Origin of the sequence: Lactobacillus laiwuensis, assembly GCF_019972835.1 — a bacterium.
Lineage (GTDB): Bacteria > Bacillota > Bacilli > Lactobacillales > Lactobacillaceae > Lactobacillus > Lactobacillus laiwuensis.
Genome location: NZ_BPPB01000006.1, coordinates 1 through 23,860, shown reverse-complemented (window position 1 = coordinate 23,860; position 23,860 = coordinate 1). Strand labels below are relative to the sequence as shown.

Annotated in this window: 21 protein-coding genes, 27 tRNA genes and 1 riboswitch; of the genes, 2 read left to right on the top strand and 46 right to left on the bottom strand. The window is 37.5% G+C overall.

Annotation, left to right across the window (positions count from 1 at the left end; all coding sequences use genetic code 11):
- Window positions 1–15 precede the first annotated feature (15 nt).
- From LDM92_RS05900 to LDM92_RS05865, 8 genes are read right to left on the bottom strand one after another with little or no spacing between them, the layout of a single operon-like run.
- Entirely contained in the window at window positions 16–429 is a 414-nt protein-coding gene (locus LDM92_RS05900; RefSeq protein ID WP_223902418.1) for a PTS sugar transporter subunit IIA, read from the bottom strand.
- Between the two features lie 15 nt (window positions 430–444).
- The gene (locus LDM92_RS05895) at window positions 445–1,440 is read right to left on the bottom strand and encodes an SIS domain-containing protein (RefSeq protein WP_223902417.1); all 996 of its coding nucleotides are present in this window, start codon (window positions 1,438–1,440) and stop codon (window positions 445–447) included.
- 25 nt (window positions 1,441–1,465) lie between these two features.
- Window positions 1,466–2,533, bottom strand: coding sequence for an SIS domain-containing protein (locus LDM92_RS05890; protein ID WP_223902416.1), 1,068 nt, complete (start codon window positions 2,531–2,533; stop codon window positions 1,466–1,468).
- A gap of 15 nt (window positions 2,534–2,548) precedes the next feature.
- Entirely contained in the window at window positions 2,549–3,373 is an 825-nt protein-coding gene (locus tag LDM92_RS05885) for a PTS system mannose/fructose/sorbose family transporter subunit IID (RefSeq protein ID WP_046331716.1), read from the bottom strand.
- Window positions 3,354–4,184, bottom strand: a complete 831-nt coding sequence (locus tag LDM92_RS05880; protein WP_223902415.1) for a PTS mannose/fructose/sorbose/N-acetylgalactosamine transporter subunit IIC — start codon at window positions 4,182–4,184, stop codon at window positions 3,354–3,356. The genes LDM92_RS05885 and LDM92_RS05880 overlap by 20 nt, the downstream gene beginning before the upstream one ends.
- A gap of 13 nt (window positions 4,185–4,197) precedes the next feature.
- Complete coding sequence (locus tag LDM92_RS05875) at window positions 4,198–4,668, bottom strand: PTS sugar transporter subunit IIB (protein ID WP_223902414.1); 471 nt, start codon at window positions 4,666–4,668, stop codon at window positions 4,198–4,200.
- 14 nt (window positions 4,669–4,682) lie between these two features.
- A complete protein-coding gene (locus LDM92_RS05870; RefSeq protein ID WP_223902413.1) occupies window positions 4,683–5,372 on the bottom strand; it encodes a GntR family transcriptional regulator in 690 nt (229 codons plus the stop codon).
- A 2-nt stretch (window positions 5,373–5,374) separates the two neighbouring features.
- On the bottom strand, window positions 5,375–6,094 hold the full coding sequence (locus LDM92_RS05865) for a GntR family transcriptional regulator (protein WP_223902412.1): 720 nt from the start codon (window positions 6,092–6,094) through the stop codon (window positions 5,375–5,377).
- Window positions 6,095–6,381: 287 nt separating this feature from the next.
- Here LDM92_RS05865 and udk point away from each other — a divergent pair, with 287 nt between their 5' ends.
- Window positions 6,382–7,023 carry a uridine kinase gene (udk, locus tag LDM92_RS05860; protein ID WP_045927678.1) on the top strand — a complete coding sequence of 214 codons (642 nt, stop codon included), beginning with the start codon at window positions 6,382–6,384 and terminating at the stop codon, window positions 7,021–7,023.
- Between the two features lie 92 nt (window positions 7,024–7,115).
- Here udk and LDM92_RS05855 read toward each other — a convergent pair whose 3' ends face one another.
- Together LDM92_RS05855 and LDM92_RS05850 are read right to left on the bottom strand one after the other, a co-directional pair.
- Window positions 7,116–7,694 carry an ECF transporter S component gene (locus tag LDM92_RS05855; protein WP_223902411.1) on the bottom strand — a complete coding sequence of 193 codons (579 nt, stop codon included), beginning with the start codon at window positions 7,692–7,694 and terminating at the stop codon, window positions 7,116–7,118.
- 42 nt (window positions 7,695–7,736) lie between these two features.
- A riboswitch (TPP riboswitch) is annotated at window positions 7,737–7,826 on the bottom strand.
- 101 nt (window positions 7,827–7,927) lie between these two features.
- The gene (locus LDM92_RS05850; RefSeq protein ID WP_223902410.1) at window positions 7,928–9,010 is read right to left on the bottom strand and encodes a M42 family metallopeptidase; all 1,083 of its coding nucleotides are present in this window, start codon (window positions 9,008–9,010) and stop codon (window positions 7,928–7,930) included.
- Window positions 9,011–9,247: 237 nt separating this feature from the next.
- On the opposite strand from LDM92_RS05850, the gene hpt reads away from it, so the two are divergent.
- On the top strand, window positions 9,248–9,817 hold the full coding sequence (hpt, locus tag LDM92_RS05845; protein WP_223902409.1) for a hypoxanthine phosphoribosyltransferase: 570 nt from the start codon (window positions 9,248–9,250) through the stop codon (window positions 9,815–9,817).
- Window positions 9,818–9,854: 37 nt separating this feature from the next.
- Here the strand turns inward: hpt and LDM92_RS05840 are convergent, their stop codons facing one another.
- From LDM92_RS05840 to LDM92_RS05665, 36 genes are all read right to left on the bottom strand, one after another.
- The gene (locus LDM92_RS05840) at window positions 9,855–11,201 is read right to left on the bottom strand and encodes a hemolysin family protein (protein ID WP_223902408.1); all 1,347 of its coding nucleotides are present in this window, start codon (window positions 11,199–11,201) and stop codon (window positions 9,855–9,857) included.
- Between the two features lie 95 nt (window positions 11,202–11,296).
- Window positions 11,297–11,953 (bottom strand): nitroreductase, encoded by a 657-nt coding sequence (locus tag LDM92_RS05835; RefSeq protein ID WP_223902407.1) that lies wholly within the window; start codon window positions 11,951–11,953, stop codon window positions 11,297–11,299.
- A 447-nt stretch (window positions 11,954–12,400) separates the two neighbouring features.
- Window positions 12,401–12,859: an SsrA-binding protein SmpB gene (gene smpB, locus LDM92_RS05830; RefSeq protein WP_223902406.1), complete on the bottom strand. Its 459-nt coding sequence runs from the start codon at window positions 12,857–12,859 to the stop codon at window positions 12,401–12,403.
- A 9-nt stretch (window positions 12,860–12,868) separates the two neighbouring features.
- The gene (gene rnr, locus LDM92_RS05825; RefSeq protein ID WP_223902405.1) at window positions 12,869–15,193 is read right to left on the bottom strand and encodes a ribonuclease R; all 2,325 of its coding nucleotides are present in this window, start codon (window positions 15,191–15,193) and stop codon (window positions 12,869–12,871) included.
- Between the two features lie 72 nt (window positions 15,194–15,265).
- Window positions 15,266–15,499 carry a preprotein translocase subunit SecG gene (gene secG, locus LDM92_RS05820; RefSeq protein ID WP_034977075.1) on the bottom strand — a complete coding sequence of 78 codons (234 nt, stop codon included), beginning with the start codon at window positions 15,497–15,499 and terminating at the stop codon, window positions 15,266–15,268.
- Window positions 15,500–15,567: 68 nt separating this feature from the next.
- Complete coding sequence (locus tag LDM92_RS05815; protein ID WP_223902404.1) at window positions 15,568–17,628, bottom strand: LTA synthase family protein; 2,061 nt, start codon at window positions 17,626–17,628, stop codon at window positions 15,568–15,570.
- Window positions 17,629–17,697: 69 nt separating this feature from the next.
- The gene (locus tag LDM92_RS05810) at window positions 17,698–18,723 is read right to left on the bottom strand and encodes a lysylphosphatidylglycerol synthase transmembrane domain-containing protein (protein WP_223902403.1); all 1,026 of its coding nucleotides are present in this window, start codon (window positions 18,721–18,723) and stop codon (window positions 17,698–17,700) included.
- The gene (locus tag LDM92_RS05805; RefSeq protein WP_223902402.1) at window positions 18,723–19,766 is read right to left on the bottom strand and encodes a glycosyltransferase family 4 protein; all 1,044 of its coding nucleotides are present in this window, start codon (window positions 19,764–19,766) and stop codon (window positions 18,723–18,725) included. Before LDM92_RS05805 ends, LDM92_RS05810 begins: the two co-directional genes overlap by 1 nt.
- The gene (locus LDM92_RS05800; protein WP_223902401.1) at window positions 19,759–20,931 is read right to left on the bottom strand and encodes a glycosyltransferase family 4 protein; all 1,173 of its coding nucleotides are present in this window, start codon (window positions 20,929–20,931) and stop codon (window positions 19,759–19,761) included. Before LDM92_RS05800 ends, LDM92_RS05805 begins: the two co-directional genes overlap by 8 nt.
- Before the next feature lie 108 nt (window positions 20,932–21,039).
- Window positions 21,040–21,124, bottom strand: a tRNA-Leu gene (locus LDM92_RS05795).
- Between the two features lie 41 nt (window positions 21,125–21,165).
- Window positions 21,166–21,236: transfer RNA gene (locus tag LDM92_RS05790), tRNA-Cys, on the bottom strand.
- 23 nt (window positions 21,237–21,259) lie between these two features.
- A tRNA-Gln gene (locus LDM92_RS05785) sits at window positions 21,260–21,331 on the bottom strand.
- Window positions 21,332–21,338: 7 nt separating this feature from the next.
- A tRNA-His gene (locus LDM92_RS05780) sits at window positions 21,339–21,411 on the bottom strand.
- 12 nt (window positions 21,412–21,423) lie between these two features.
- Window positions 21,424–21,494: transfer RNA gene (locus LDM92_RS05775), tRNA-Trp, on the bottom strand.
- Window positions 21,495–21,498: 4 nt separating this feature from the next.
- Window positions 21,499–21,580 (bottom strand) — tRNA-Tyr (locus LDM92_RS05770).
- 7 nt (window positions 21,581–21,587) lie between these two features.
- Window positions 21,588–21,660: transfer RNA gene (locus LDM92_RS05765), tRNA-Phe, on the bottom strand.
- A 6-nt stretch (window positions 21,661–21,666) separates the two neighbouring features.
- Window positions 21,667–21,740, bottom strand: a tRNA-Asp gene (locus LDM92_RS05760).
- A 3-nt stretch (window positions 21,741–21,743) separates the two neighbouring features.
- A tRNA-Met gene (locus LDM92_RS05755) sits at window positions 21,744–21,817 on the bottom strand.
- Between the two features lie 11 nt (window positions 21,818–21,828).
- Window positions 21,829–21,915, bottom strand: a tRNA-Ser gene (locus LDM92_RS05750).
- Between the two features lie 32 nt (window positions 21,916–21,947).
- Window positions 21,948–22,019 (bottom strand) — tRNA-Glu (locus tag LDM92_RS05745).
- 355 nt (window positions 22,020–22,374) lie between these two features.
- A tRNA-Ser gene (locus LDM92_RS05740) sits at window positions 22,375–22,464 on the bottom strand.
- A 4-nt stretch (window positions 22,465–22,468) separates the two neighbouring features.
- Window positions 22,469–22,542: transfer RNA gene (locus LDM92_RS05735), tRNA-Ile, on the bottom strand.
- A 5-nt stretch (window positions 22,543–22,547) separates the two neighbouring features.
- Window positions 22,548–22,618: transfer RNA gene (locus LDM92_RS05730), tRNA-Gly, on the bottom strand.
- Between the two features lie 12 nt (window positions 22,619–22,630).
- Window positions 22,631–22,703: transfer RNA gene (locus LDM92_RS05725), tRNA-Phe, on the bottom strand.
- Between the two features lie 6 nt (window positions 22,704–22,709).
- Window positions 22,710–22,783, bottom strand: a tRNA-Asp gene (locus LDM92_RS05720).
- A gap of 3 nt (window positions 22,784–22,786) precedes the next feature.
- Window positions 22,787–22,860 (bottom strand) — tRNA-Met (locus LDM92_RS05715).
- A gap of 39 nt (window positions 22,861–22,899) precedes the next feature.
- Window positions 22,900–22,973, bottom strand: a tRNA-Ile gene (locus LDM92_RS05710).
- 13 nt (window positions 22,974–22,986) lie between these two features.
- Window positions 22,987–23,060: transfer RNA gene (locus LDM92_RS05705), tRNA-Met, on the bottom strand.
- Window positions 23,061–23,090: 30 nt separating this feature from the next.
- A tRNA-Pro gene (locus LDM92_RS05700) sits at window positions 23,091–23,164 on the bottom strand.
- Window positions 23,165–23,170: 6 nt separating this feature from the next.
- Window positions 23,171–23,244: transfer RNA gene (locus LDM92_RS05695), tRNA-Arg, on the bottom strand.
- A gap of 9 nt (window positions 23,245–23,253) precedes the next feature.
- Window positions 23,254–23,339, bottom strand: a tRNA-Leu gene (locus LDM92_RS05690).
- A 10-nt stretch (window positions 23,340–23,349) separates the two neighbouring features.
- Window positions 23,350–23,421: transfer RNA gene (locus tag LDM92_RS05685), tRNA-Gly, on the bottom strand.
- Window positions 23,422–23,432: 11 nt separating this feature from the next.
- A tRNA-Thr gene (locus LDM92_RS05680) sits at window positions 23,433–23,505 on the bottom strand.
- 32 nt (window positions 23,506–23,537) lie between these two features.
- Window positions 23,538–23,619, bottom strand: a tRNA-Leu gene (locus LDM92_RS05675).
- A gap of 12 nt (window positions 23,620–23,631) precedes the next feature.
- Window positions 23,632–23,704 (bottom strand) — tRNA-Lys (locus tag LDM92_RS05670).
- A 4-nt stretch (window positions 23,705–23,708) separates the two neighbouring features.
- Window positions 23,709–23,781, bottom strand: a tRNA-Val gene (locus LDM92_RS05665).
- Window positions 23,782–23,860 lie beyond the last annotated feature (79 nt).

The following is a 23,860-nucleotide window of genomic DNA, read 5'->3' as shown; positions in this document are numbered from 1 at the left end:
GCTATACTCTCTTATTTAAAATTCTTCGTCATCAGCAGATGGTTCGACATTTTGATAGCGATAAACTCCAGTTTTACCTGCTTCTATTATTGCTGATAGCAGCTCTTCTTTCTCTAAGTGACTGCGATTGATGAATAGTTCCAGCAACATGGGAATATTAACACCTGTAATAATTTCCATTTCCGGATTGCTCTTTAGCAAACTGACTAGCGTGTTAAAAGGAGTCCCTCCCTTTAAATCTGTTAAACAAAAAACTGACCCTTTTAGCTTACTGATTTTTTCACTTATTTCAGACTTTAATTGTTCTAAAGATTCACCCTCTGTGAAACTCACTGTTTGGCAGTTTTCTTGTTTACCACAAATCATTTCTGCTGACTTTAATAATTCAGGGGCTGAATTACCATGTGTACAAATAATTACTCCAACCATATGATCGCACCAAATTTAATAATCCAAGCAGCGGTAATAACGGCGGATATCCATCGGGTGCCGGTTAATATGCTCAATATGAACATCAATTCTGTTATTAATAGCATGGAAGACAAACGGCGACAAGCTGCCACGATATTTTTCAGAAAAGCCTGGCAGATCATAGTCTTTAGAATCAATAATAGTATAATTACCGCAGATTTCTGGTAAAAATTTAGCAACACGTTCGCTTAATGGCCGTTGACTATCTTCACCGACATAGACGGTAACTGGTGTATCACGGTCAACAATTTCAAACATCCCATGGAAAAATTCTGCTGCTTCTACTGCGCGCGTTCTAATCCAGTGTTGTTCTTCCCAATAGCACATTGCATATGAATAAGTTGCACCCCATTGATTGCCGGCACCGACAAAATAGTGAATTTCATCGTCGTGGTGTTTCTCGGCAAATTTTTGGGCAAAATCATCTGCATTTTCTTCGATGTCAGCAATGTCTTTTGCAAAATGTTGGTCCATTTCTTGATAAAATTCATCATAATCTGGAAATTCGCCATTCAAATACATTAAGCGGTCTCCGACCATGAAGAATTTTAACTGTTCATTTTCAGGATAAGAAATACAATACGTTAGCATTGAGGCTAATTTAGCTTTCGGGTCATCCATAAATCCTAAGATGATTGCACCAACTTGGTTCAAGTTTTTAACTGCATCAACCATTTCTTTAGTATTTCCAGTAACTGAGGAAATCACCACCAAGGTCTTGTCCGTAATACGTTTATTACCAGTTACATTATATTCAGCGGCATTTTGATAAAAAGTTTCTAAACCACTTTTTTCTTTCATGTGGATATTAGCCTGCATCCCCGAAGCATAGGTGCCACCGATTCCCAGCCAGCAAATATTGGTTATGCCTTTTTTAAATAGTGGATCAATCACATCATTAATTTGGCTCCGCAGTTTTAGGGCACCAGTCATACTATCAATTAATTTTTGCTTGTTAAATTTACGCATTTTTTCTTCCTCTTTTTTAAAATTATTATATTTTTGAAGCTGTTATCTGATCAAAATCCGGGTACGCAGAATGTTGCAAATCTATCTTCTTCACTTGTGATAACTTATAGGCTAGCAAGTGAACCGGTACTGTCATAAATAAAGAAGCCAAAAGTTCACTTGTTGTAATACCTAGACTGAGGTCGTCAGCTGTTGCACTTTCATCTTTACCTGCATATATTGTGTAGACATTTTTAACATGCTTATTTAAGAACCGCTTTAAAAGTTCCATTCTGTCGTGCAATTTTCCCATCGGGTCTAAACAAATGATAAAGTCATCCGGGTTCAACCCCAAATAAGGACCGTGCATGTATTCTTCCAGTTCTTTTCCCCAAGCACTAATACGAACTGCTTCAGTCGTCTTGGTTTCACCTTCGCGGCTGACACCATAAGCTGCACCGTAACCGATAAAAACTAATCTCTTCGCGGTGGCAAATTTACTAATGTTATTTTCAACCCAACTACTTGCACGCTTAATTACTTCAGGCATCTTCTGAACTATATTTTTTATTTCAGCTAAAATTGGTGTAAATTCTACAGACGAAAGCTTGCCTGTTTTTTGTGCAATTAACATTGCTAATAACATTAAATCTAAAATTTCTACGCTATAGCCAGCACTGACATAAGGCATTTCTTCAACTGGCATTCCCATATCCAAAACGTGATGGCTAACTTGGCCAACTGGACTATCAAGTTCACTGGTTAAAGCAAAGACTGTATTACCGGCATCTTGTAATCGCTGAATAATTTTTACTACAGAATAGCTGTGACCTCCTTGAGATATTGCAATACATAAAGAATTTTGCTCAACATGAAGCAAATAGTTTTCCGCTATAGACGGCTCTTCAATTTTTACAGGCATTTTTAAAATATTACTCATAAACGGCAATGCACCATATGCGGCATTAGAGCTTGAACCAGTGGCATAAATAACAACATTAGTAATATCGTTATTTATTTGTGCTATCTGCTTAGCAAACAAATCGTCATAATTTTGCAAAACTGCTTCATAGTATTTTGGTTCTAAGTGGACATAATCTTCTATACTTTTCACAAGAATCTCCTTTAGTTACTGACCCAGCAGTCCTGACCAGGCACCAAATATTCCGATTGCTGCTATTAGCAACAATATATATTGTGATTTCCAACCTTTTTTATCAAGCCAGAAAATAAAGAATGTAAACAATAGTGGCAAAATACCGGGAACAATGCCATCACAAATTTTTTGAACGGTAGTCGCTTCAGCACCACTACCAATTTTCAAAGGCATTTTCAAAGTTACCATGGTCGCAACCATAGCCCCGACAACAGCAAGTCCTAAAACAGAAGCACCATAGGTTAACTTATCCATTAATCCAGTCTTTTGCACTTTATCAATAAATGATGAACCGATATTGTAGCCAATAAACAAACCATAATATCTAGTGATAATGGCCGGAATATTAAAGATCAATAAGAACAAAATTGGTCCTAAAATATTTCCTTGCATTGCTAGAGAAGTACCTATTCCCGTGGCAATAACCCTTAACGTACCCCAAAAGAATGAATCACCGATACCACTCAAAGGTCCCATTAAAGCAACTTTAATGTTATTGATTGAAGCTGCATCAAAATCAGGATCAAGTTCGTTTTGCTCCTCCATCGCAATTGAAATACCCAAAGGAAAAGTACTAAGCCAAGGCGTAACATTATAAAACTCAAGGTGCCGCTTATAAGCGTCCTTTAATTTTTCCTTGTTTTTACCATAGATCTTTCGTAAAGCCGGAACCATGGAGTAGGCATAACCAAGATTCATTTGGCGTTCATAATTCCAAGCCCATTCCATTGTGAACGACCGCCAGAAAGTTTTCATTAAATCTTTTCTGGTGAGTAACTTAGAATTCTTCATCTTCATAATCTATGCCTCCATCATCTGAATCTTTTTCGCTTGTATTATTAGAATTAGCAGCAGTATTTACTAACGGTTGGCCTTTGAAAGCGGAATAGCCAGTTAGAATAAGGGCCAAACATGCGCCGAAAATAGCTACCCCAGTTACTGATACTTTGAGATAAACCGCCAAGGCAAAACCAATAATAAAGAAAGTGACATTATTCTTGTTGACCATCATCTTAAGCAGCAGAGCAAAACCATATGCTGGTAGAAGCCCTGTGGCAATTCCCAAGCCATTAATAATAAATTGGGGAATGACTGCTAAAATTGCTTTAATTACCGGGCTTCCTAGGACATAGGAAATACCAACTACTAAACCTATTGGCAAGTTAACCGAGAAAAAGCCGCCCAGTACGTTCATCCGACTTACACCACTGCCATCAGCTTCTTCGGCATATTTATCTGCGCGGTGAACGAAGAACGGTAATATGAAAATAAAGCACAAATTTTTGATTACCAAAACCAGGGATGCAATTGGAATCCCCAAGGTTAAAGCAACCGCAGTACTCTTGCCCGCTCCGATGGCGAAAGCAGTTCCCAAAACACTACCGGAAATTATTTCTGGGGGAATTGCCGCACCAATAGAAAATGAACCAACAAAGGCTAACTCCAAAGTTGCCCCCATAATAATTCCTTGATGCAGATTACCCAACACTAAGCCAGTTAGCGTACAGGTTACAAGTGGCCTTGACAGCATGGATGAACCAACAAAGTATTCACCATTACCCATCATCGCAATTAAAGCCAAAATAATTGCGGTTAAATATACATTCATTATTTACCTCCAATCATTTTTTATGAAATTCTTGTTTCTCATCATTTGGCACCTGCTGAATCCAGACATCTACTCCCTTTTGCTGCAACTGAGCTAATTCATTAGCCTCCTCCGCAGTTAAATTAATAGTTTTGGAATAGTTCGTTGTTCCTTCTCTGGGCTTAGTGCCACCAAGATTAAGGCTCGTTATTTTATCTCCAGTTCCTTTAATTAATTCAACGGCGTCAGCAACCGATTCCACTACGACTAACATTTTATATTTATCGGTTATCCCAGAATTAATTGCTTTAATACTGTCTGCTACAGACTTCATTACCAGTTTAGACTTTTCCGGTTTTGCCAATCTGATGGCCGATTTGCGAAAATCATCATGGGCAACATCATCATTTACTACAAATATCGTATTAACGTCTAAACTATTAAACCAGGAAACAGCTACCTGCCCATGGACCAAGCGATGGTCAACTCGCACTAGTTTAATCATTTTTCTTTCCTCCATTAACTAAAATCTATTGAGTACCTTGTTTTTACAGCATCCTGCAGTCTGTACTCTAGGGCTACAATTTTACCTTGTCTAGTTGAAAACAGGTTCGTAATTTTAAACACAGGATCTTTTTCCTGGATATGAAATTGCTTACTAATTTCTTCTGTTGCTTTAATTAACTGAAAGTCTTGGTAAACATCATCTGGCTTCTGTGTACCGGTATTGACCGCTTCAATAATTGACATTACTTTTAAGCAATTTGAATCAAATCCCGGAAAGTTATCTAAAAGTAAAAGTAAATGTTCGCAGGTAATTTCACCCTTAATTTCTGCTGTAAAAGAAATATCATATAACAATTCGTGTGAGCTCACATTAAAAACTGCAGCATAATATGAACCAACTAGCCTTAAGTAAGTATCCTTAAATTTTATTTTGTCCGATGACTCCAAATATAACGGCCTAATAATGCCTGTCATTTCCAAAATATTTTGCTTTGAAATTATTGGAGCAACAAATAAACCACTTCCTTTTTTTCGCACAACCTTATTTTCAGCTACCAATTTATTAACAGCCTTTCTAATTGTGGTTCTACTAACATCATATTTTTTTTGCAATTCAGCTTCATTTGGCAACGTGCTGCCAGGAGGATATCCACCATTATTAATTTTTTGATCCAAATCAGCATATATTTCTTTAAAAAGCAAAACTAATCCTCTTGATAATCATAAATATTATTGGCATTAAAATGATATTTAAATTTATTTCCTAATAAATATTGGGTAGTACTCTCAATTGGAAAATCGTCGTCTTGATAATTAAAGCTGTTTACTTGATAGAGAGGAGTCCCCTTTTTGACCTGCAACAGGGTGCTTATTTTCTCATCAGCCAAAAAGCAACCGATACTCTCTCTACCATAGGTTGGCCTGATTTGATATTCTTTTTCCAGTACCTCATAAAGTGACTTATTAGTAAAATCAATATTTGCCAGTCTGGTAAAATCTGTTTGATTAAAATATGTTATTTCATAGGTTAAAGGAATATCTTTGACAAACCTAATTCGTGCAATCTTGATAGCCAGTCCTTCAGGTGCATTAAAAAAATCCTTTAATCTCCCAGGCATTTTTTCAATGGTGGTTGCCAAGTGCTCGATTTTGACAGTTTTATTCTTAAGTTCAGTTGTCATTGAGTCCATGCCCAGCATATTAATGTCAATTTTCTTGTTAGAAATTATTCCCGTTCGTTCTTTGGCTTGTATTTGGCCTTCATCTTTAAGCCTGTCTAGAGCATGCTTAACTGCATTACGACTAACTTGTAATTTTTCTGATATTTCCCGTTGCGAAGGTAATTCACTCACTTTTTTAAAGTGGATTAAAAATTCTAAGTATTCTTGTACTTGTACTGCAGCAGTTCTTTCTTTAAATTCCATGATATCGTCTTCATTCTGGTATCATTATCTTATTTTTTTGCTTCTTTTTTTAAAAAACTCCCTTTTTAAAGGGCTAAATTCAAGGCTATTAATGTTTTAAAATATACCTTTATTATTTTTGGTACCAGATTTATAGTAATCGCTTCCACTTATCTTGTCAATGTTTTTTTATTTAATTCGCATTCTTTATCTGTCTGAAGGCGCTTTAATAGTCGAATTTGCCTTAACTGTTGGTAATTACCGGCAAAGTAAAGTAAAATATTTAAGGGTTAAAAAGGAGTGGCATAATGTCGAGACTAGAAAGGCCTGTCGTGATCGGAATTACTGGTGGCTCAGGCAGTGGAAAAACCACAATTGCTCAAAAAATTGTTGCACAAATGCAGGAAAACGAACATGTCCTGATTATGACGCAGGACTCTTACTATAAAGATAATACCGGTATCCCCATGGCTAAAAGAATGAAGATCAATTATGATCATCCCGATGCCTTTGACGTACCATTACTAGAAAAGCAACTACGTGATTTGCTGGCATACAAGCCAATTGAGATGCCCGTTTATGACTTTAAAGAACATAATCGCAGCCAAAAAACGATTCACAAGGAACCTGCCGATATTATTATCCTTGAAGGAATTCTGGTTTTAGCTAACAAAGAGATTCGCGATTTAATGGATATTAAAGTGTACGTTGACACAGACGACGATATTCGTTTTATTAGGCGCTTAGAACGGGACTTAAATGAAAGGGGCCGCTCTATTGAATCTGTAATTGACCAGTATTTGAGTACCGTTAAGCCAATGTATCATCAATTTATTGAACCTACTAAGCGTTATGCTGACATCATTGTCCCAGAAGGTGGCAAAAATGATGTGGCTATTGATATGCTGACTACTAAAGTTCATTCTATTTTAAGTAAAAAAGAGCAATAAAAAAGGAGTAAACGTACTTGAGCCCCAAAAGTTGTCCAACTTTTGGGGCTCAAGTACAAAATGCATTACTGGCATTACTCCTTTTTGCGTATTTAATCAACTTTAGGTTTTAAAGCATTGTCAAATAAATTCGTAATTAATTTCACTAAAACGCCATCGAAAACTAACGCAGAAATGATGTTAGTAATGAACATCACTATTTGAACCTGCATACTGAATTTACTCCAACCATATAAAATATATGATGGAACGAAACAGCCAAATGAAGCAAAGAATGCACCAGTTAATACGCTTTTCCAGGTGAATTTTTGGTAACGCTCTTTTTTAGGAAAAAAGCCAATTTCATTAGTCGCACCCTGAATGACTCCTGAAAGAATGGTAGTAGCTCCCCACTGCCCACCAATTGCCATTTCAACAATTGATGCCAGCAGTTCACCGATTGTCCCAGAACCAGCTGTGGGAACAAAGTACATTGCCAGTGGCCCAGCCATAAGCCATAAACCAGAAAACACAGTATCCGTCACCGGTGCAAAACCTGTCGGTACCAAGAGCATCTTAACTAGATTAAAAGCCCAGTTAAAACCATAAGTATAAATTACGCCCATAATGATACCAATCAGCGCGATTAAAATAATTGACTTCACATTCCATTTTGAAGACCTTGTAAACATAAAAATACTCCTAACTTTATAAGTCATTAGGAGCATCTTTAGTAACTAAATTTAACACTTCCCTAACGCAGGTATTGTCCCGTTCAGGTTCAGAGGGTATTTCTCAGCTATTTGGCACCCCTAGTGACTGATATTCATTTTTACTAGTATAGCACATTTTAACTATTGAAGTGACCCTAAATTTAAGGTCACTTCAGTAGTTTTTTCTGCTCTATGCAAAAGAACAAGTGTTTTTAAAACTGACTAAAACTCGCTAGTTTTTCTTTAGTAAGATCACGAATGATAGCAAGGGCCAGATCTACAGACGCTTTAAAGTCAGAATAAGCACTAAAGCAATAAGGCGAATGTTCATAGCGCACTGGGATGCCAATCACAATGGTAGGTGCTCCGTTTTCATAATAAATGGCAGCACCATCCTGGCCACCACCAGTACGAACTGAACGAGTGTACGGAATTTTATTCTTATCAGCCAATTCGCAAGCATACTGTTGAAATTTAGGATTAGGTAAAAACGATGTATCCATGTCACGAAGCATTGGACCTCGCTTTAATCCAGTTTGGGATAGCCATTCTGGGGTAAAAGTATCATCAGCAGGACATGATTCCAAAACGATAGCTAAATCAGGTCTTACAGCTCTGGCTGTGACATATGCACCCCGCAAGCCCACTTCTTCCTGGCTTGAAAGTGCAGCTACAACGTTAAAATCACATTGTTCGCCCTTTAAATTGTCCAGGACATCTGCCATAGCTGCTGCGCCAAAACGATCATCAAAATCTTTGCCAAAGAATAGACCACTTTTTTCATTGTATTCACATTTGACATCAACAAAAATTGGACAGCCAGTGTCAATTTGATAGTCGTTTATAGTTTCAGCTCGAGAACTGGAACCAACATCAATAGACATATCGGCTACATCTGGTACATTATTTTTTTCAGCAGCAGTCATAAAGTGTGGTGGCTTAGTAGCAACTACTCCGGGCACATACTCACCCGCACGATTTTTTATTTTAACGCGTAAAGCAGGAATATTGTATTTGACCCAGCCACCCAATGGTACGAATTTAATCATTCCATTAGGACGAACAGCCTGTGTAATAAAGCCAACTGAGTCTGAATGAGCATCTAATTGAATTACCGGCTGATCTTTTTTATTTTCTTTCTTAGTTGCATATACATTGAGCATGCCATCAACTTTAACATTAGCAAAATCACGAACTGTTTCAGTAAACAATTTAACAAATTCTTCTTCAAAGCCCGAAGTAGAATTGGCATCGGAAAAGTCTTTGATCATTTTTATTTCTTGTTGTTTATCCATTTTTTACCTTTCACTTAAATATCTTATTCTTTAATTTTACCAAAAACTGGCATTACAAGTTTAAAAAATAAATAAGTCCATAAATAATCTTACTGCTTTTAGTAATATATATACTTTTTGTACGTAATTTACACCTTAATTACTTAAAACAGTCCAAAATAATCTGTTTTTTTGCTCAAAAAATGATATAATCGAAAATATTAGGAATTATAATTGTTTTAAATGAAGGGTAGATAAATGCCAAAAAACGACAATATTAATAATATTATTGATCATAAATTGTTTAGTGAAGATGACATTCACCAGATGTGTGTCAAATTAGGAAAGCAACTTACCACCGATTATGCTGGTAAAAAGCCACTAATCGTCGGGGCTCTTAAAGGTGCCATCTTCTTCTTAACCGATTTAGTCAGAGAAATGGATGTTAAAGCAGAAATTGATTTTCTGGATGTTTCCAGTTATGGTAACGAAATGGAGTCTTCCGGGAAAGTTAAGTTAGTTTCTGATTTAGCAACCGATGTTAAAGATCGTGATGTTTTAATCGTTGAAGACATTGTTGACACTGGTCTGACTTTAGATTTTATGAAAAAGTTGCTTGAAAAACGTGGCGCCAAAAGCGTTAAATGCTGCGTTTTACTAAACAAAGAAGCAAATCGTAAAGTAGATGTTAATATTGAGTACTTTGGTTCAAAAGTCGGAAATGAATTCGTAGTGGGCTACGGACTTGATTTTATGAATTTTTACCGCAACTTAAAATATATTGGTGTGTTAAAACCTGAAATTATTAAATTAGTTAATAATAAATAAAAAGGAGTTGTCCAAGAGACAACTCCTTTTCAAATGTCTATTCTTCTTTAGACGCCTTTTTTTCTTTAGCTACAGCTTTAACTATAAACCAGCGCATAAATCCCTGCTCTATATCGTCAAGTTTGAATTCAAATCCTTCTAACTCAACTTTTTCACCTTTTTTCAAATCTGGATAGTGTTCCATCATGTAGCCACCAATTGTAATAATGTCACTATCTTGGAAGCTTTTTAAATCCTTTTTAAAGTAACGGGCAAAATCATATAAAGTGGTTTTGCCGGATACATGAATATTACCTTGCTCGTCTTTAATTATGTAATCATCAGAAACATCATCAATTTCATCTTTGACAGTACCAAATAATTCTTCGTAAATATCCTTATCTGTAACTATTCCGCTGGTACCACCGTATTCATCCACAACAAGGACAATTGGCGTGTGCTTCTTAATCATTAATTGCAGAATATCCTGAATTGGCATCGATTCAGGTACAGTGATCATCGTTCTAATGATGCGCGTCACTGGCACTTTATCATCAATTTGACTCTGCTGAATAACATCAAAAGCATAAATATAACCAACAATATCATCCTTATTGTTATCACGCACAACCGGTATTCGGCTTGAACCTTCATCTAAATACATTTTAAGAGCTTGCTTAATTGTTTCAGTTGAATTAATAACTACTAGCCGTGTTCTATCAGTCATAATGTCTTTAGCTATTTTGTCATTCAGTTCAAAAGCACGTTTCATATAGGTCAGATCGTTTTTATCAAGTGAGCCCCCATGAACAGCTTTACGTGATAATTTAATGATTTCTGATTGAGAATAAACCTGATTTTCCTCATCAGCCGGCTCAAAACCTAACATTTTTAGTAAACCATTTGAACTAGCATTAAGTAACCAAACAAAAGGGTAAACCAAAGTATGAAATAACTGTAAAGGTGTTACAATTTTTAGCAAAATCTTCACAGGCATGTCAATTGCAATATTTTTGGGCACGATTTCTGTAACTACAACTTCTAAATAAGTTAAAAGAATAACGCCTAAGATTGCACTGATAGAGCGAATGACAGAATGGTTAAGCTCAACTAAATTAAACATTCTTTCAAATATTGCAGCTAAAGTATCAGCAGAAAACCAACCTAAGACTACTCCAACAAGGGTAGTTCCTACCTGTGTTGTGGAGAGATACTCATTTAAATTATGAGTCATATGCAAAGCGCGTTTAACTTTGCGATGGTTGCCAATTTTATTAGACAGCATATCTTCAAGTTGGCTTGGCCTAGTTTGAACCAAAGCGAATTCTGCAGCCACAAAGAAAGCTGCAAAAACAAAAATAACTAAAGTTGCTATTAAATTAGTAACTATTTGGGCTGTACTCAAAATTTATATCACCTTTATTAGTTTATCGTTTAAATTAAATTACCTCATTAAACATTTTATCATTAATAGCGCTTTATTTTAATTAAATTACTTGCCTATTTAACTAATTTATAAATTTTTTTAAACGGTAAACGATCAGGATAAAATTTGGGATCATTAACTTCTGCCGCATTATCCTGGTACCCTAAACCAATTGCCATACCCACAAGTTCATCTTCTGGGATTTTACAATACTTACGTACCAGCTCAGGATAAGATACCATTGAGTGCGCTGGCATAATTGATAATCCCTCATTGAGCGCAAGCAGCATAATACTTTGTGAAAAAATCCCTAAGTCGTAAACTGACCAAGCTGGAGAGGTTCTGGGAATCGTCAAGAACGCGACATCCTGAGCGTTAAACATATTGTTATTTGATTCCGAGAAAAGTTCCATTTTGTTCTTAAAAAAATACGGTTGGGAAGCCCCAACAGCAGCCATATTTTGACTAGGATATGAATCCCAATTAAGTGACAACATTTGGACAAAATCTTCGTGAGGCTCAACATTATTATCTATTTGAGTTTTCACTTCTTTTTTTAGACCAGCAAGCGCATCACCAGTTAACATATAAACCTTCCAAGGCTGTGAGTTAAGTAACGATGGGGATAACTGTGCCCTTTGAATAATCTTAGCAAGTAATTTTTCGTTAACTTTTCTACTAGTAAACTTGCGAGTTACTCGTTCATGGTTATAAACTTTATTAAATTCCATTCCGATTCAAATCCTTACATATAAAGAGAGCATAATGAAACACCCTACTTTTTAAAAACAAATTTCTCTAGAATTTCAAATACAGGCAGAAATAATCAAAAATATTCTATTCTTTCAATACTCACTTGTTTACACTTCTATTAAAGTTACAAATTTAAGCATTACTATCTAATAAAATCAGTCATATACACATTAATAATATTAATAAATTCTACGCAATATTGCAAAGGTATTTGGCAAAGATAACAAAAAAATTCAATAAAAAAGATTATTTTATTTGCAACTTTGTGATTTATACACAAGGGTATTTCAAATAATTTCACCGTTAAATCAAGATTATTAACTTATATACTGAGGCTTTTAAAATAGATATTTATAATTTGTTCAATTTTAAACAAATGTAAAATTAAAAAACAGTTTAACTATAAAACTAATTAAACCGTCCTTTTATATTTTATATTGTCTGCGGATTTCTCGTTCTTGATCCCGTTTTTTAATTGCCTCACGCTTATCATATTTTTTCTTTCCCTGGCCAACACCAATAAGAACTTTGGCAAAACCATGTTTAAGATAGACCTTCAAAGGAATAATTGCAATCCCGCGTGCAGATTGGTCCTTAGCAAGTCTTGCCAGTTCCTTTTTATGTAAAAGCAATCTTCTTGAGCGAAGTGGTTCATGGTTATAGCGATTGCCTTGCTTATATTCGCTGATGTGGACATTCTCAAGAAAAGCAGAACCGTTAATAATTTGGACATAGCCATCGCGTAAATTAACACGCCGTGCCCTCACTGATTTTATTTCTGTGCCCGTTAAAGCAATGCCTGCTTCATATGTTTCTTTAATGAAATAATCATGATGTGCTTTTTTATTTTGAGCAATTAAATTTTCATTTTTTTCTTTTTTCAATTTTCTAACCTAATGCTTGTATCTACTTAAGTGTGGATGATTACCATTTTTTTGAAAATTGTTACGATAGTGACCCTTATGTGCGTGATCGTTGCGAAAGCCGCGATTGCCGCGTCTTTCGTTTTTAGTACCACGATTATTATGTGGCCTCTTAGGTACATTAGGATCATAAATTTCAAAATCAAGCTGATGCTGTTCAACGTTGGCATTGGTAAGGGTTACTTTAAGAGGCATCCCAACATGATATTGTTTATGAGTGTCGCGCCCAGTTAGAGTCATGCTTTTTTCATTGTAACTGTAAAAATCATCAGTCAAATTTGAAATGTGAATTAAGCCCTCAACGGTATTAGGTAATTGGATAAACATGCCAAAACTAGTCACCGATGAAACAACAGCATCAAAGTGTTCACCCACTTTATCAGCCATAAATTCAGTCATTTTGAGATCATTTACTTCTCTTTCGGTATCAACAGATACACGTTCCTGAGTTGAAGTCTGATCAGCAACTTCAGGCAAATAGCTGGCAAAATGATCCTTAACTTTTTGAGTTGTGCCACTTTCACTATAGGCATGAATCATCCTGTGAACCATTAAATCTGAATAACGCCTAATTGGTGAAGTAAAATGAGTATAAAACTTAGCCGCTAAACCAAAGTGTCCCAGTGGTTCTTCAGAATAATGTGCTTGCTTTAAACTACGGAGCATCATCATTTGGACTACTGCTTCTTCAGGCGTATCAGTTGTTTTAGCCACAACTTTTTGCAAGTCAATTGGCTTTACGTGATTAGGGTCAGCAGTAATGTGCAACCCAAAAGCACTGCAAAATTCAAAGAAGCCTTTAATGCGTTCAACATCTGGAGTTTCGTGTACACGATACAGAAACGGAACGTGCTTGCGATAAAAGTCTTCCGCCACAGTTTCATTTGCCATCAACATAAATGATTCAATCATTTTTTCAGCTATTCCACGATCGTGTAACACAATATCTGTGGGTTTACCTTGGTCGTCGACAATAATTTTTGCTTCTGGTTCCTCAAAATCTATAGCACCACGGCGATGCCTTTGCTGATATAAAACGTTATGCAGTTCAGCCATATCTTGCAACATGGGTGCCAGTTTAACGTATTTGTCTTCAAGCTCTTCATGATTATCTGGATCCAAAACCTTATTGACATTGTTATAAGTCATACGACCATGTGATCGCATAACAGAAGGATGAATGCGGTAATTAATTCTTTCACCTTCAGGTGAAATTTCCATTTCACAAGACAAAACAAGACGATCTTGTCCTTCGTTTAATGAGCAGATGCCGTTAGATAATCTCAAGGGCAACATAGGAATAACACGGTCAACAAGATATGTACTATTACCCCTGGTAAAAGCTTCTTTGTCCAAAGGAGAATTTTCCGTCACATAATGCGCTACATCAGCAATATGAACCCCCAAATGGTAGTTACCGTTAGGAAGTTTCCATAAAACCACGGCATCATCGAAATCTTTGGAATCATCACCGTCAATGGTAACTGCAGGCTGCTCCCTAATGTCCTCTCGATCTGCCATTTCAGCCTCAGTCACGTGATCAGGAATAGCATTAGACTGCTCAAGAGCATCTTCAGACCATTCTGTCCGAACATCATGTTCGGACACAATAGCCATAATATCGACGCCTGGTAAATTTTTGTTACCAATAATATTGGTAACAACACCTGTCATCGAATCTGGATTATCTTTGTCAGGATAGTTAGCGAGCGATACTTTGACAATATCTTGTTTTTGTGGACGCAAACTGTCCTGACTAATATAAACACGATAGTTCGCCAGTTTTTTATTTGAGCTGAGAACATAACCAATAAAATGACTGGTTTTTATTTGAGCATCAGTCATTGAATGAAATTCACCGACAAGTGTTTTTGTGCCACGTTCGAGAATTTCTTCTACTTGTCCTTCAGGTCCCTTACCATTCCATGGATTACCACCAGCAGTTATTTTGACCTTAACACGATCACCGTCTACGGCATATGCTGTGTAATCGCGAGCAATAAAAATATCATCAGCATCTTCGTCTTCGAGTTTGACGAAGCCGAAGCCCTTGCTGTTTGCCTTAAAAGTGCCTTCAACTTCGATATTTTCCTCAGCTAATTGATATCGGCCATTGCCATCGGTAATTATTTTCTTTTCCTGTTCCAAATAGGATAATGCTTTGACCATATCTGAAAAACTGCCAAGTCTGTCTCGGCGCAACATACGGTCAATTTGTTCAACTTGATATTGTTTTTTAGGATTGTGACGAAAAATCTCTAAAACATTGGCTAAGATATTCTCGTTTTGTGCCATGCACTTAACTCCATTTCGTTAGTAAAAAGATAAAAAAAGTCCTCCCATCACTTGATCGGGAGGAACCATTAGTTATTTTGAAGACAAATAAGCTAATACAATAGCAAAAGCGAAAAAGAGCACCAGTAAAACAGATGTTACCTTTTCCATAAATGCTTCAAAACCACGTTTCTTCGTTTGACCACTAAAAACTGCACCGCCAGAGAGTGCATTCAATGCATCTTGCTGCTTTTGCGGCTGCATCATTGTCGCAATAACGATTAAGATTGAAACAATAATTAGTAGCGTCATAAATAAATTGTACAATGCGCTGCCTCCAATATACAGATACGTTACTGGTAAATTTTAGCACAAAATAGATTTAATTTCGAGTTTTATTTTTCAAGTTCAGGTGCATCGGTTTTAAATTTATTTTGCGTTGATTTTTGGTGATTTTTATACCATAAAGAAGTTTTATTTTTTGCATATAAATTCTTTAAGGCTTTTTGCTCATTATAATCATAATCTTGTGGTTTAACCTTTTTAAACCACTTTGGATGATAAAAACGTAAGAGATTACCCGCTATAACGCGATCAGATAATGAAAGCTGTGTGGTTACCTTGTTCGAAATTGCTACTAACTCAGTCTTTAATTTTTTGTCTGGCTGAATTATTTCCTCACCAGTTTTAGTATCATAATACGTACTGCCTACTTTTGCATATAGCGGTGTTATAAAGTCGCCATTACGCTGGGCAACAATTTGTGGTGCCTTGTTACTTAACAAATCATGACCAAATTGTATAGTGCCCTTGTTCCTAATTCCAAGCAAATTTAATAATGTTGGCAACACGTCAATTTCTCCACCATAAGTTCTTTTAATGCCACCTTTTAACCCCTTCATATGAAACATTAAGGGAACACGCTGAAATTTCAGGTTATCAAAATTAGTAAATTCATCCTGATTAAGAAGTTCTGCACTGGCCTTATGGTGGTTGCCGGAAATACCATAATGATCACCATAAAAAACAAGTAGTGTATTTTTATCTAAGCCAGTTTTTTTCAGCCACCGCATTAATTGCCCTACGGCTTGATCTAAATAATGAGCCGTTTGGACATAACCATCGACCGTTTCATCACCAGTTTCGGTTTTAGCAATTGACTGGTTCTTCTTATCCAAATCATAGGGATAATGATTAGTTACAGTAATTAATTTAAGATAAAAAGGTTGCGGCAAACGTTCGATATATTTAATAGATTGAGAGAAGAAAATTTTGTCTTTTAAGCCATAACCGATGTAATATTTGGGCTTATTTTGATAATAAGAAAGCGGCATAAAGTACTCATAGCCAAATTGCTTGTAGGCATTATTACGATTCCAAAAAGAACCAGCACCGCCATGCATAACAGCAGTAGTATATCCCCCCTGCTGTTTTAGTATTGCCGGGGCGCTCTCAAACGTATTTGAAGTACCATAACTAGACATGGCTGAACCTGATTGTAAACCGAAAAGAGAATTTTCCAGCATCATCTCGGCATCCGAAGTTTTGCCTTGACCTACTTGGTTATAAAAATTAGCAAAACTAAGAGTATTTTTAGAATGATAAAGTTTATTTAGATTAGGAGTAACTTCTTTGCCCTGCCATTTATATCCTATTAGAAATTGCTGAAAGCTTTCAAGATGTATAACCATAACATTTTTGCCTTTGGCAACGCCTGCATAGGTACTATTCGGTTTAACGTAATTAATCTTTAAGTACTTCTTAACGGATTGCAAGTCAGAAACATTAGCCTTTGCCATTTGCTCACTTGTTTGAGCCGTTTTAAAGGCATCATATACCGCATATTCATTCATACCTAAATATTTAACGATATAGCTGTTGTCAAAAGTTCTAGTTAGCAAACCTGAGCGGTCTTTTTGAGCCATTAACAAGTTAACGCCTATGAGAAGAACTGCAATACCTTCAAGCAAAAGATTAAATCTTAACTTTAATGGACGTAAGTCATATTCAACAACTTTGGCAACCATTAAAAAAATGATAAGAGCAATGTCAATAAAGGCTAAAAAATCAGTTATTCGGGTTATTCCTACAATGCTTTTACCCAAGTTATCAGCAGTTGAGCCGGAAGTTTTAATAATAGACAAAGACAAAAAATTTGAAAACTCGCGATAATAAAGGATATTGGCAAATAACCACAAACTGAGAACAAAATCAATTGCAATCACAATCCAATAGGACTTTCTACCCTTAAAGAAAAGACCAATTCCCAGCAAAAGTAGTCCTGAAGGCAAAGGATTTAAAAATAGCAGAAAATTCTGCATTGCACCCTCAGCACCCAAATTAAATTTTGTTAGATAAATTACGTATGTCTTCAACCAGAAAGTCACTAAAACAATAGTAAAAAAGCCTAGTTTGGTTTGGGTTAGCCATTGTAGAAAAGACTTGATACGTGTCATCCTATTCTCCTCTCACTAAGCCTATATCTTACCCTTAACTGCAGTTAAACACAGGGATTTTAATAAAAATTAATCATTTTGTGGGCTTAGCAATTTTTGCGGTTTAAAAATCCAGCCAAAGATTCCTAAAATCATGCCGAAAAAATACGTGACAAAACGCCACAAGAACATCCCTACGATTAAGGTACCATTAGATGAAATAAAGGTGGAAAATAAAGTTTGAAAGCTATATTCTGCCCCACCTGAAGCTCCAGGAATTGGTATGATTGCCATGAACATGATAATCATAATGTTCATTTGAGTTACGCTTGCCCAATCAGCAGAAACATTTAATGTGACCAGAGTCATGTAAGGAATTGAATAAAAACATAATAGTTGTAAAACAGTCAGTACTACACACACTAGCAATTTCTTTTTTTCTCTTTTTAGCTTTTGGCTTTCTTCATAAAATGTTTCAATTTTGTCAAGCGTGTTTTTACGCCATATAGCGACTCGCTTTTGATTAATAAATTTCGCTAGTAAGTTCATTATCCAGTTGGCAGCATTTTTAGTCCAATTATAGGCAAACAAAATTGCCAGCAAAAAAGCAATAGAGCTAACATGAATTAAAAAGCCGATTGCAATGAAAACAGCTAAACCCGCAAACTTGGTTGCAACCATATGAAAGCCGGTAATAATTGTAGTGACGTAAGCTAAAAAAACTACAATTTGATAAATAATAAACTTCATTAGTAGTAAGGATGTTGCCCGACCGCCTTCTATTCCCATTTGAACCATAGCAGCCAATTGCGAAGGCTGACCACCAGTTGACATAGGAGTGATGGCATTGAAAAGCGCTTGAATCAAAGGAATTCTAAAAAAAGACCATTTTGAACGTTTAGGTTCATTTTTGCGTTTGGTAAGAACTGCCAAAATGCTAGCTTCAAAAACATAAGAAAGAAGCATCAAACCAAAAACAGCAACTAATCCAATCAAATTAATATTGCGAGCTGCTTGCTCCAATTGGGCAATTGGAGTTGATCTTAAGTCAACATATAAGATTATGCCACTTATTACAAGAACTATGGCAACGCCCCACAAGTGTTTTTTATTCATTAGCGAATTTGTCCCAGCTCACGACCAATTTCATACTGTTCGTGATAAAAATCATCCCATATGTGGGCTAAATTATCTTCAGAATATTTTTCACTGGCTTCATCGGATAACTTGCTATATTTATTTAAAATTGCAGTATCGTGAGCAGCTGCTTGTAATTGCTGATTCATTTCAGTAAAATTGCTGCCCTTCAGGTAGTAACCATTAATTATTGCCTGATATAAATCGAGATCACGCAACAAAACTGGCGTACCACAGCTAAAGGCCTCTAAAACAGACATAGGAAAAAGCTCATCATAAGATGGCAAAACAAATAGATCCGCAATGTTGAGATAATCAACTAATTTCCGCCGATCAATTATTCCCGTAAATCTAAGATTCTGTGGTGGATTTTCGACCAATTTCTTAAAATGATCGTAACCATCAGTTATTTTGCCAAAAGAAAAACCTCCGGCCCAGATAAATTGCATCTCAGGGTTTGCCTCAGCCAGTTTGGCAAAGTCATCAACGCCTTTACGAGCCTGTACTTGACCATCACCAAAAACTACGAATTTATTAAGTGGAATGCCTAATTGATGCCTAAATGAATTCTTTTTTTCCTGACTTTCCGAATAAAACTCATTTTTCGACACAAAGTTCGGAATATACTTAACATTTTCACGCTTGATGCCATATTTAACTAATTTATCGATGAAAATGGGATTAACGACTACGATCTCATCCATTCGTTTATAAAAATCAATTACGTACTTATAAAAGATATTTTTTGCCACTGATGGCAATTTAACTGATCCTTCAAGCGTTTCCGGTAAAAAGTGAACATAACCAATTTTGCGTCCACGTGCAGGTGAAAAACTATTAGCAAAATAAGTTGGGTTCACTGTATGATAATGTGTGAGATCACTTTTACCATATCTGTTATTAGTAACATAAAACTTGTCAACCAAGTGTGTTCTAAGTAATCTTATCAGCTCTGTATATGCAGATCCGACCCCCTGCCCTTTTACCGAGGCAGCTTGTGAAAACATATTAATTCTAATCATTTGTCTCCTCTTTGAGATCCTTTTGAGAATTTGAAATTGTATCTTGATAAAATTGGTAAACTGAACTAGCAAATTTTTGAGCAGAGATTTGTTCCAATTTTGCAGCCAATTTATCAGGCTGAATTCTTTTTCTCCCTTTTCTTAAATAGAATAATATTTCATTTAGCATTTCGCCAGGACCGCTAAAGACTTTGCCAAATTCTTCATCATCAAAAACATGTTCAGTATAGTCCGTATCATAAACGACACATTTCGTACCTGAAGCTAAAGCTTCAATATATGTCAGACCTTGAGTTTCCGTATCACTGGCTGAAACAAACAGGTCTGCCATTTTATAGTATGAACCAACATCATCATGAGGTATATCGCCAGTAAATATTACACTGTCCTCCAATGTTAAGCGCTCCACCTGTTCTTGCAAAACTTCCATATCTGGTCCGTCTCCAGCAATCACTAGACGTGTTTGCGGAAACTCATCAAGAATTTCCGGCATTGCATTTAGGATGCGATCTATTTTCTTTTCTTCTGCAACTCTACTCAAAGTCAATAATACCGGGACATTGTCTGGAATATCTAACTCTTTGCGAACGTCAACTGTTTCAGGCCTATTTAAACTATTTATGTCCACACCAGTTGGAATAACCCTCATAGGTATATTTACCTTATAACGCTTCAAAAGAGCCTCTACGCGCTTACTAGGTGCAATAACACCATCCATATTTTTTAAGTAAGCATTAGTAAATTGCTTAACATGATATGGCCTAAGCAAATGACCATTTAAAACATAGTGCAGGTAATCTTCATACATAGTATGATAAGTATGAATTGCCGGAATTTTCAATTGGTGGGCAACATACTTCCCTATCATACCCAAAGCAAATTCAGTTTGGGTGTGAACAATATCCAATTTAACCTCACGAGCAACCTTTGTAGCTTCAAAAAAGCCTCTAAACGCCACACGCCTATCGGTAAATGAAATAAAAGGAACGCTGCTGAAACGGAATATATTAGCCTCAACTGTTCCCTTTTTAATATGAGGATCAGTAGTAGTAAAAATAAAAACATTATGACCTTGCTTTTCAAGAGCATCTTTTAAGGTTTTAATTGATGTTGCTACACCACTTAATTGTGGGAAATATGAATCGGTAAAAATACCTATATTCATCTTGAATACCTCCATAAAAGGTATTATAAAGATTATACATGACTTGTGCAATTTTTATAGAAAAACTAACAATACAAAAGCAGCCCTCGTATGAGGACTGCTTAGTAATAGCGGTGATCGGGGTCGAACCGATACGTCCTAAACGGACACCAGATTTTGAGTCTGGCGCGTCTGCCAATTCCGCCACACCGCCATGATGTGTTTTAATTTACAGTTCAATGAGTGAACCGATAAAGGCGGGGATCGGATTTGAACCGACGATTAAGGTTTTGCAGACCTCTGCCTTACCACTTGGCTACACCGCCATCGAATTTTATTAATAAATAGATTGGGATAGCTGGATTCGAACCAGCGCATAATAGAGTCAAAGTCTAGTGCCTTACCGCTTGGCTATATCCCAATACTAGGGCGGAATATGGGATTCGAACCCATGTATGCCGGATCCACAAACCGGTGTGTTAACCCCTTCACCAATTCCGCCATGAAGGTAAACAGGGATAGTAGGAATTGAACCCACACTAGCGGTTTTGGAGACCGATGTACTACCTTTATACGATATCCCTATTATGGAGGAGGGTGGATTCGAACCGCCGAACTCAGAGAGAGCGGTTTTACAGACCGCCGCGTTTAGCCACTTCGCTACTCCTCCAGGCTGATGGCGCGGGACGGAATCGAACCGCCGACACAAGGAGCTTCAATCCTTTGCTCTACCGACTGAGCTACCGAGCCATCCTACGGTCCATATCAGATTTGAACTGATGATCTTCTCCGTGACAGGGAGACGAGATAAACCACTGCTCCAATGGACCATATTGCGGGAGGTGGATTTGGACCACCGACCTTCGGGTTATGAGCCCGACGAGCTACCAGACTGCTCCATCCCGCGATTATTATTAAAGGAGGATGTGGGATTTGAACCCACGCACGGCAAGACCGTCTAACGGTTTTCAAAACCGTCCCCTTAAGCCACTTGGGTAATCCTCCAAATGTAAATGTAAATATACCAAGAATGGTAATGACCCGTACGGGATTTGAACCCATGTTACCGCCGTGAAAGGGCGATGTCTTAACCGCTTGACCAACGGGTCATATTTATCGTTCCTACGCCATAAGACGCTTAATTATAATACCTAACTTATTGTCAAAAGTCAACTGTTTTTTATTTAGTTAACCCAACAAATCCTGTTAAGTTGCTGAATCACAACGTTATTAATAATACAGGATTATGGTTCATCATGCAAGACTTTTGTGCAAAAAGTTGAACTTTTTTTCAAAAGATTCCCAGCTAAACATACTTTTTCCAGCAATCACAGTATTAAAACATAATATCATAGAAAAGGTTGTATCAGCTTCCTTTGAAAAGTATTAGCAGCTCAATTAAAGCTAACTTTACCAATTAAAAAGACCGTAGATATAATTCTAACGGTCTTTTTAATGTATAAGCGGAGACTGAGAGATTCGAACTCTCGCACCAGAATAACCCGATCTACACCCTTAGCAAGGGCGCCTCTTCAGCCACTTGAGTAAGTCTCCACAATGGGCCTAAATGGACTTGAACCATCGACCTCACGCTTATCAGGCGTGCGCTCTAACCAGCTGAGCTATAGGCCCCAAAAAGCGGGTAACGAGAATCGGACTCGCGACTAAAGCTTGGAAGGCTTTCGTTTTACCACTAAACCATACCCGCACTAATAACAAATGGCGCGGGACGGAATCGAACCGCCGACACAAGGAGCTTCAATCCTTTGCTCTACCGACTGAGCTACCGAGCCATCCTACGGTCCATATCAGATTTGAACTGATGATCTTCTCCGTGACAGGGAGACGAGATAAACCACTGCTCCAATGGACCATATTGCGGGAGGTGGATTTGGACCACCGACCTTCGGGTTATGAGCCCGACGAGCTACCAGACTGCTCCATCCCGCGATTTTAAAATATAAAAGTACAAACAAACTCCATACTTTATGGACCTTGTAGGACTCGAACCTACGACAGGACGGTTATGAGCCGTCTGCTCTAACCAACTGAGCTAAAGGTCCAAGCTCTGGAAAATAGCGGCGGGGGGGATCGAACCCTCGACCTCCCGGGTATGAACCGGACGCTCTAGCCAGCTGAGCTACACCGCCAACAATGTAACCATTTTACAAAGATTACAATCGGGAAGACAGGATTCGAACCTGCGACCCCCTGGTCCCAAACCAGGTGCTCTACCAAACTGAGCCACTTCCCGTTATCATGCGCCCTGAAGGATTTGAACCTTCAACCTTCTGATTCGTAGTCAGACACTCTATCCAGTTGCGCTAAGGGCGCATCACTAAATGCCGAGGACCGGAGTCGAACCGGTACGGTTGAAACCAACCGCGGGATTTTAAGTCCCGTGCGTCTGCCAATTCCGCCACCCCGGCAAGTAATGAAAGCGGAAGACGGGATTCGAACCCGCGACCCCCACCATGGCAAGGTGATGTTCTACCACTGAACTACTTCCGCATAATATGTAATGCCGATTATACGATTTGAACGTACGACCCCCTGTTTACAAGACAGATGCTCTACCAACTGAGCTAAATCGGCAAAATGTAAATATGGTATATATTATTGGCGAATACGGGTGGTGGGACTTGAACCCACACGTCCGAAAACACTAGAACCTAAATCTAGCGCGTCTGCCAATTCCGCCACACCCGCAAAATGGGGCCATGAGTCGTGACGGGCTTGAACCGTCGACCCTCTGATTAAAAGTCAGATGCTCTACCAACTGAGCTAACGACTCGGAATGGAGGATACAGGGCTCGAACCTGTGACCTCCTGCTTGTAAGGCAGATGCTCTCCCAGCTGAGCTAATCCTCCATAAGCACGGCAGCGTCCTACCCTCGCAGGCAGTCTCCCACCAACTACTCTCGGCGTGAAGAAGCTTAACTGCTGTGTT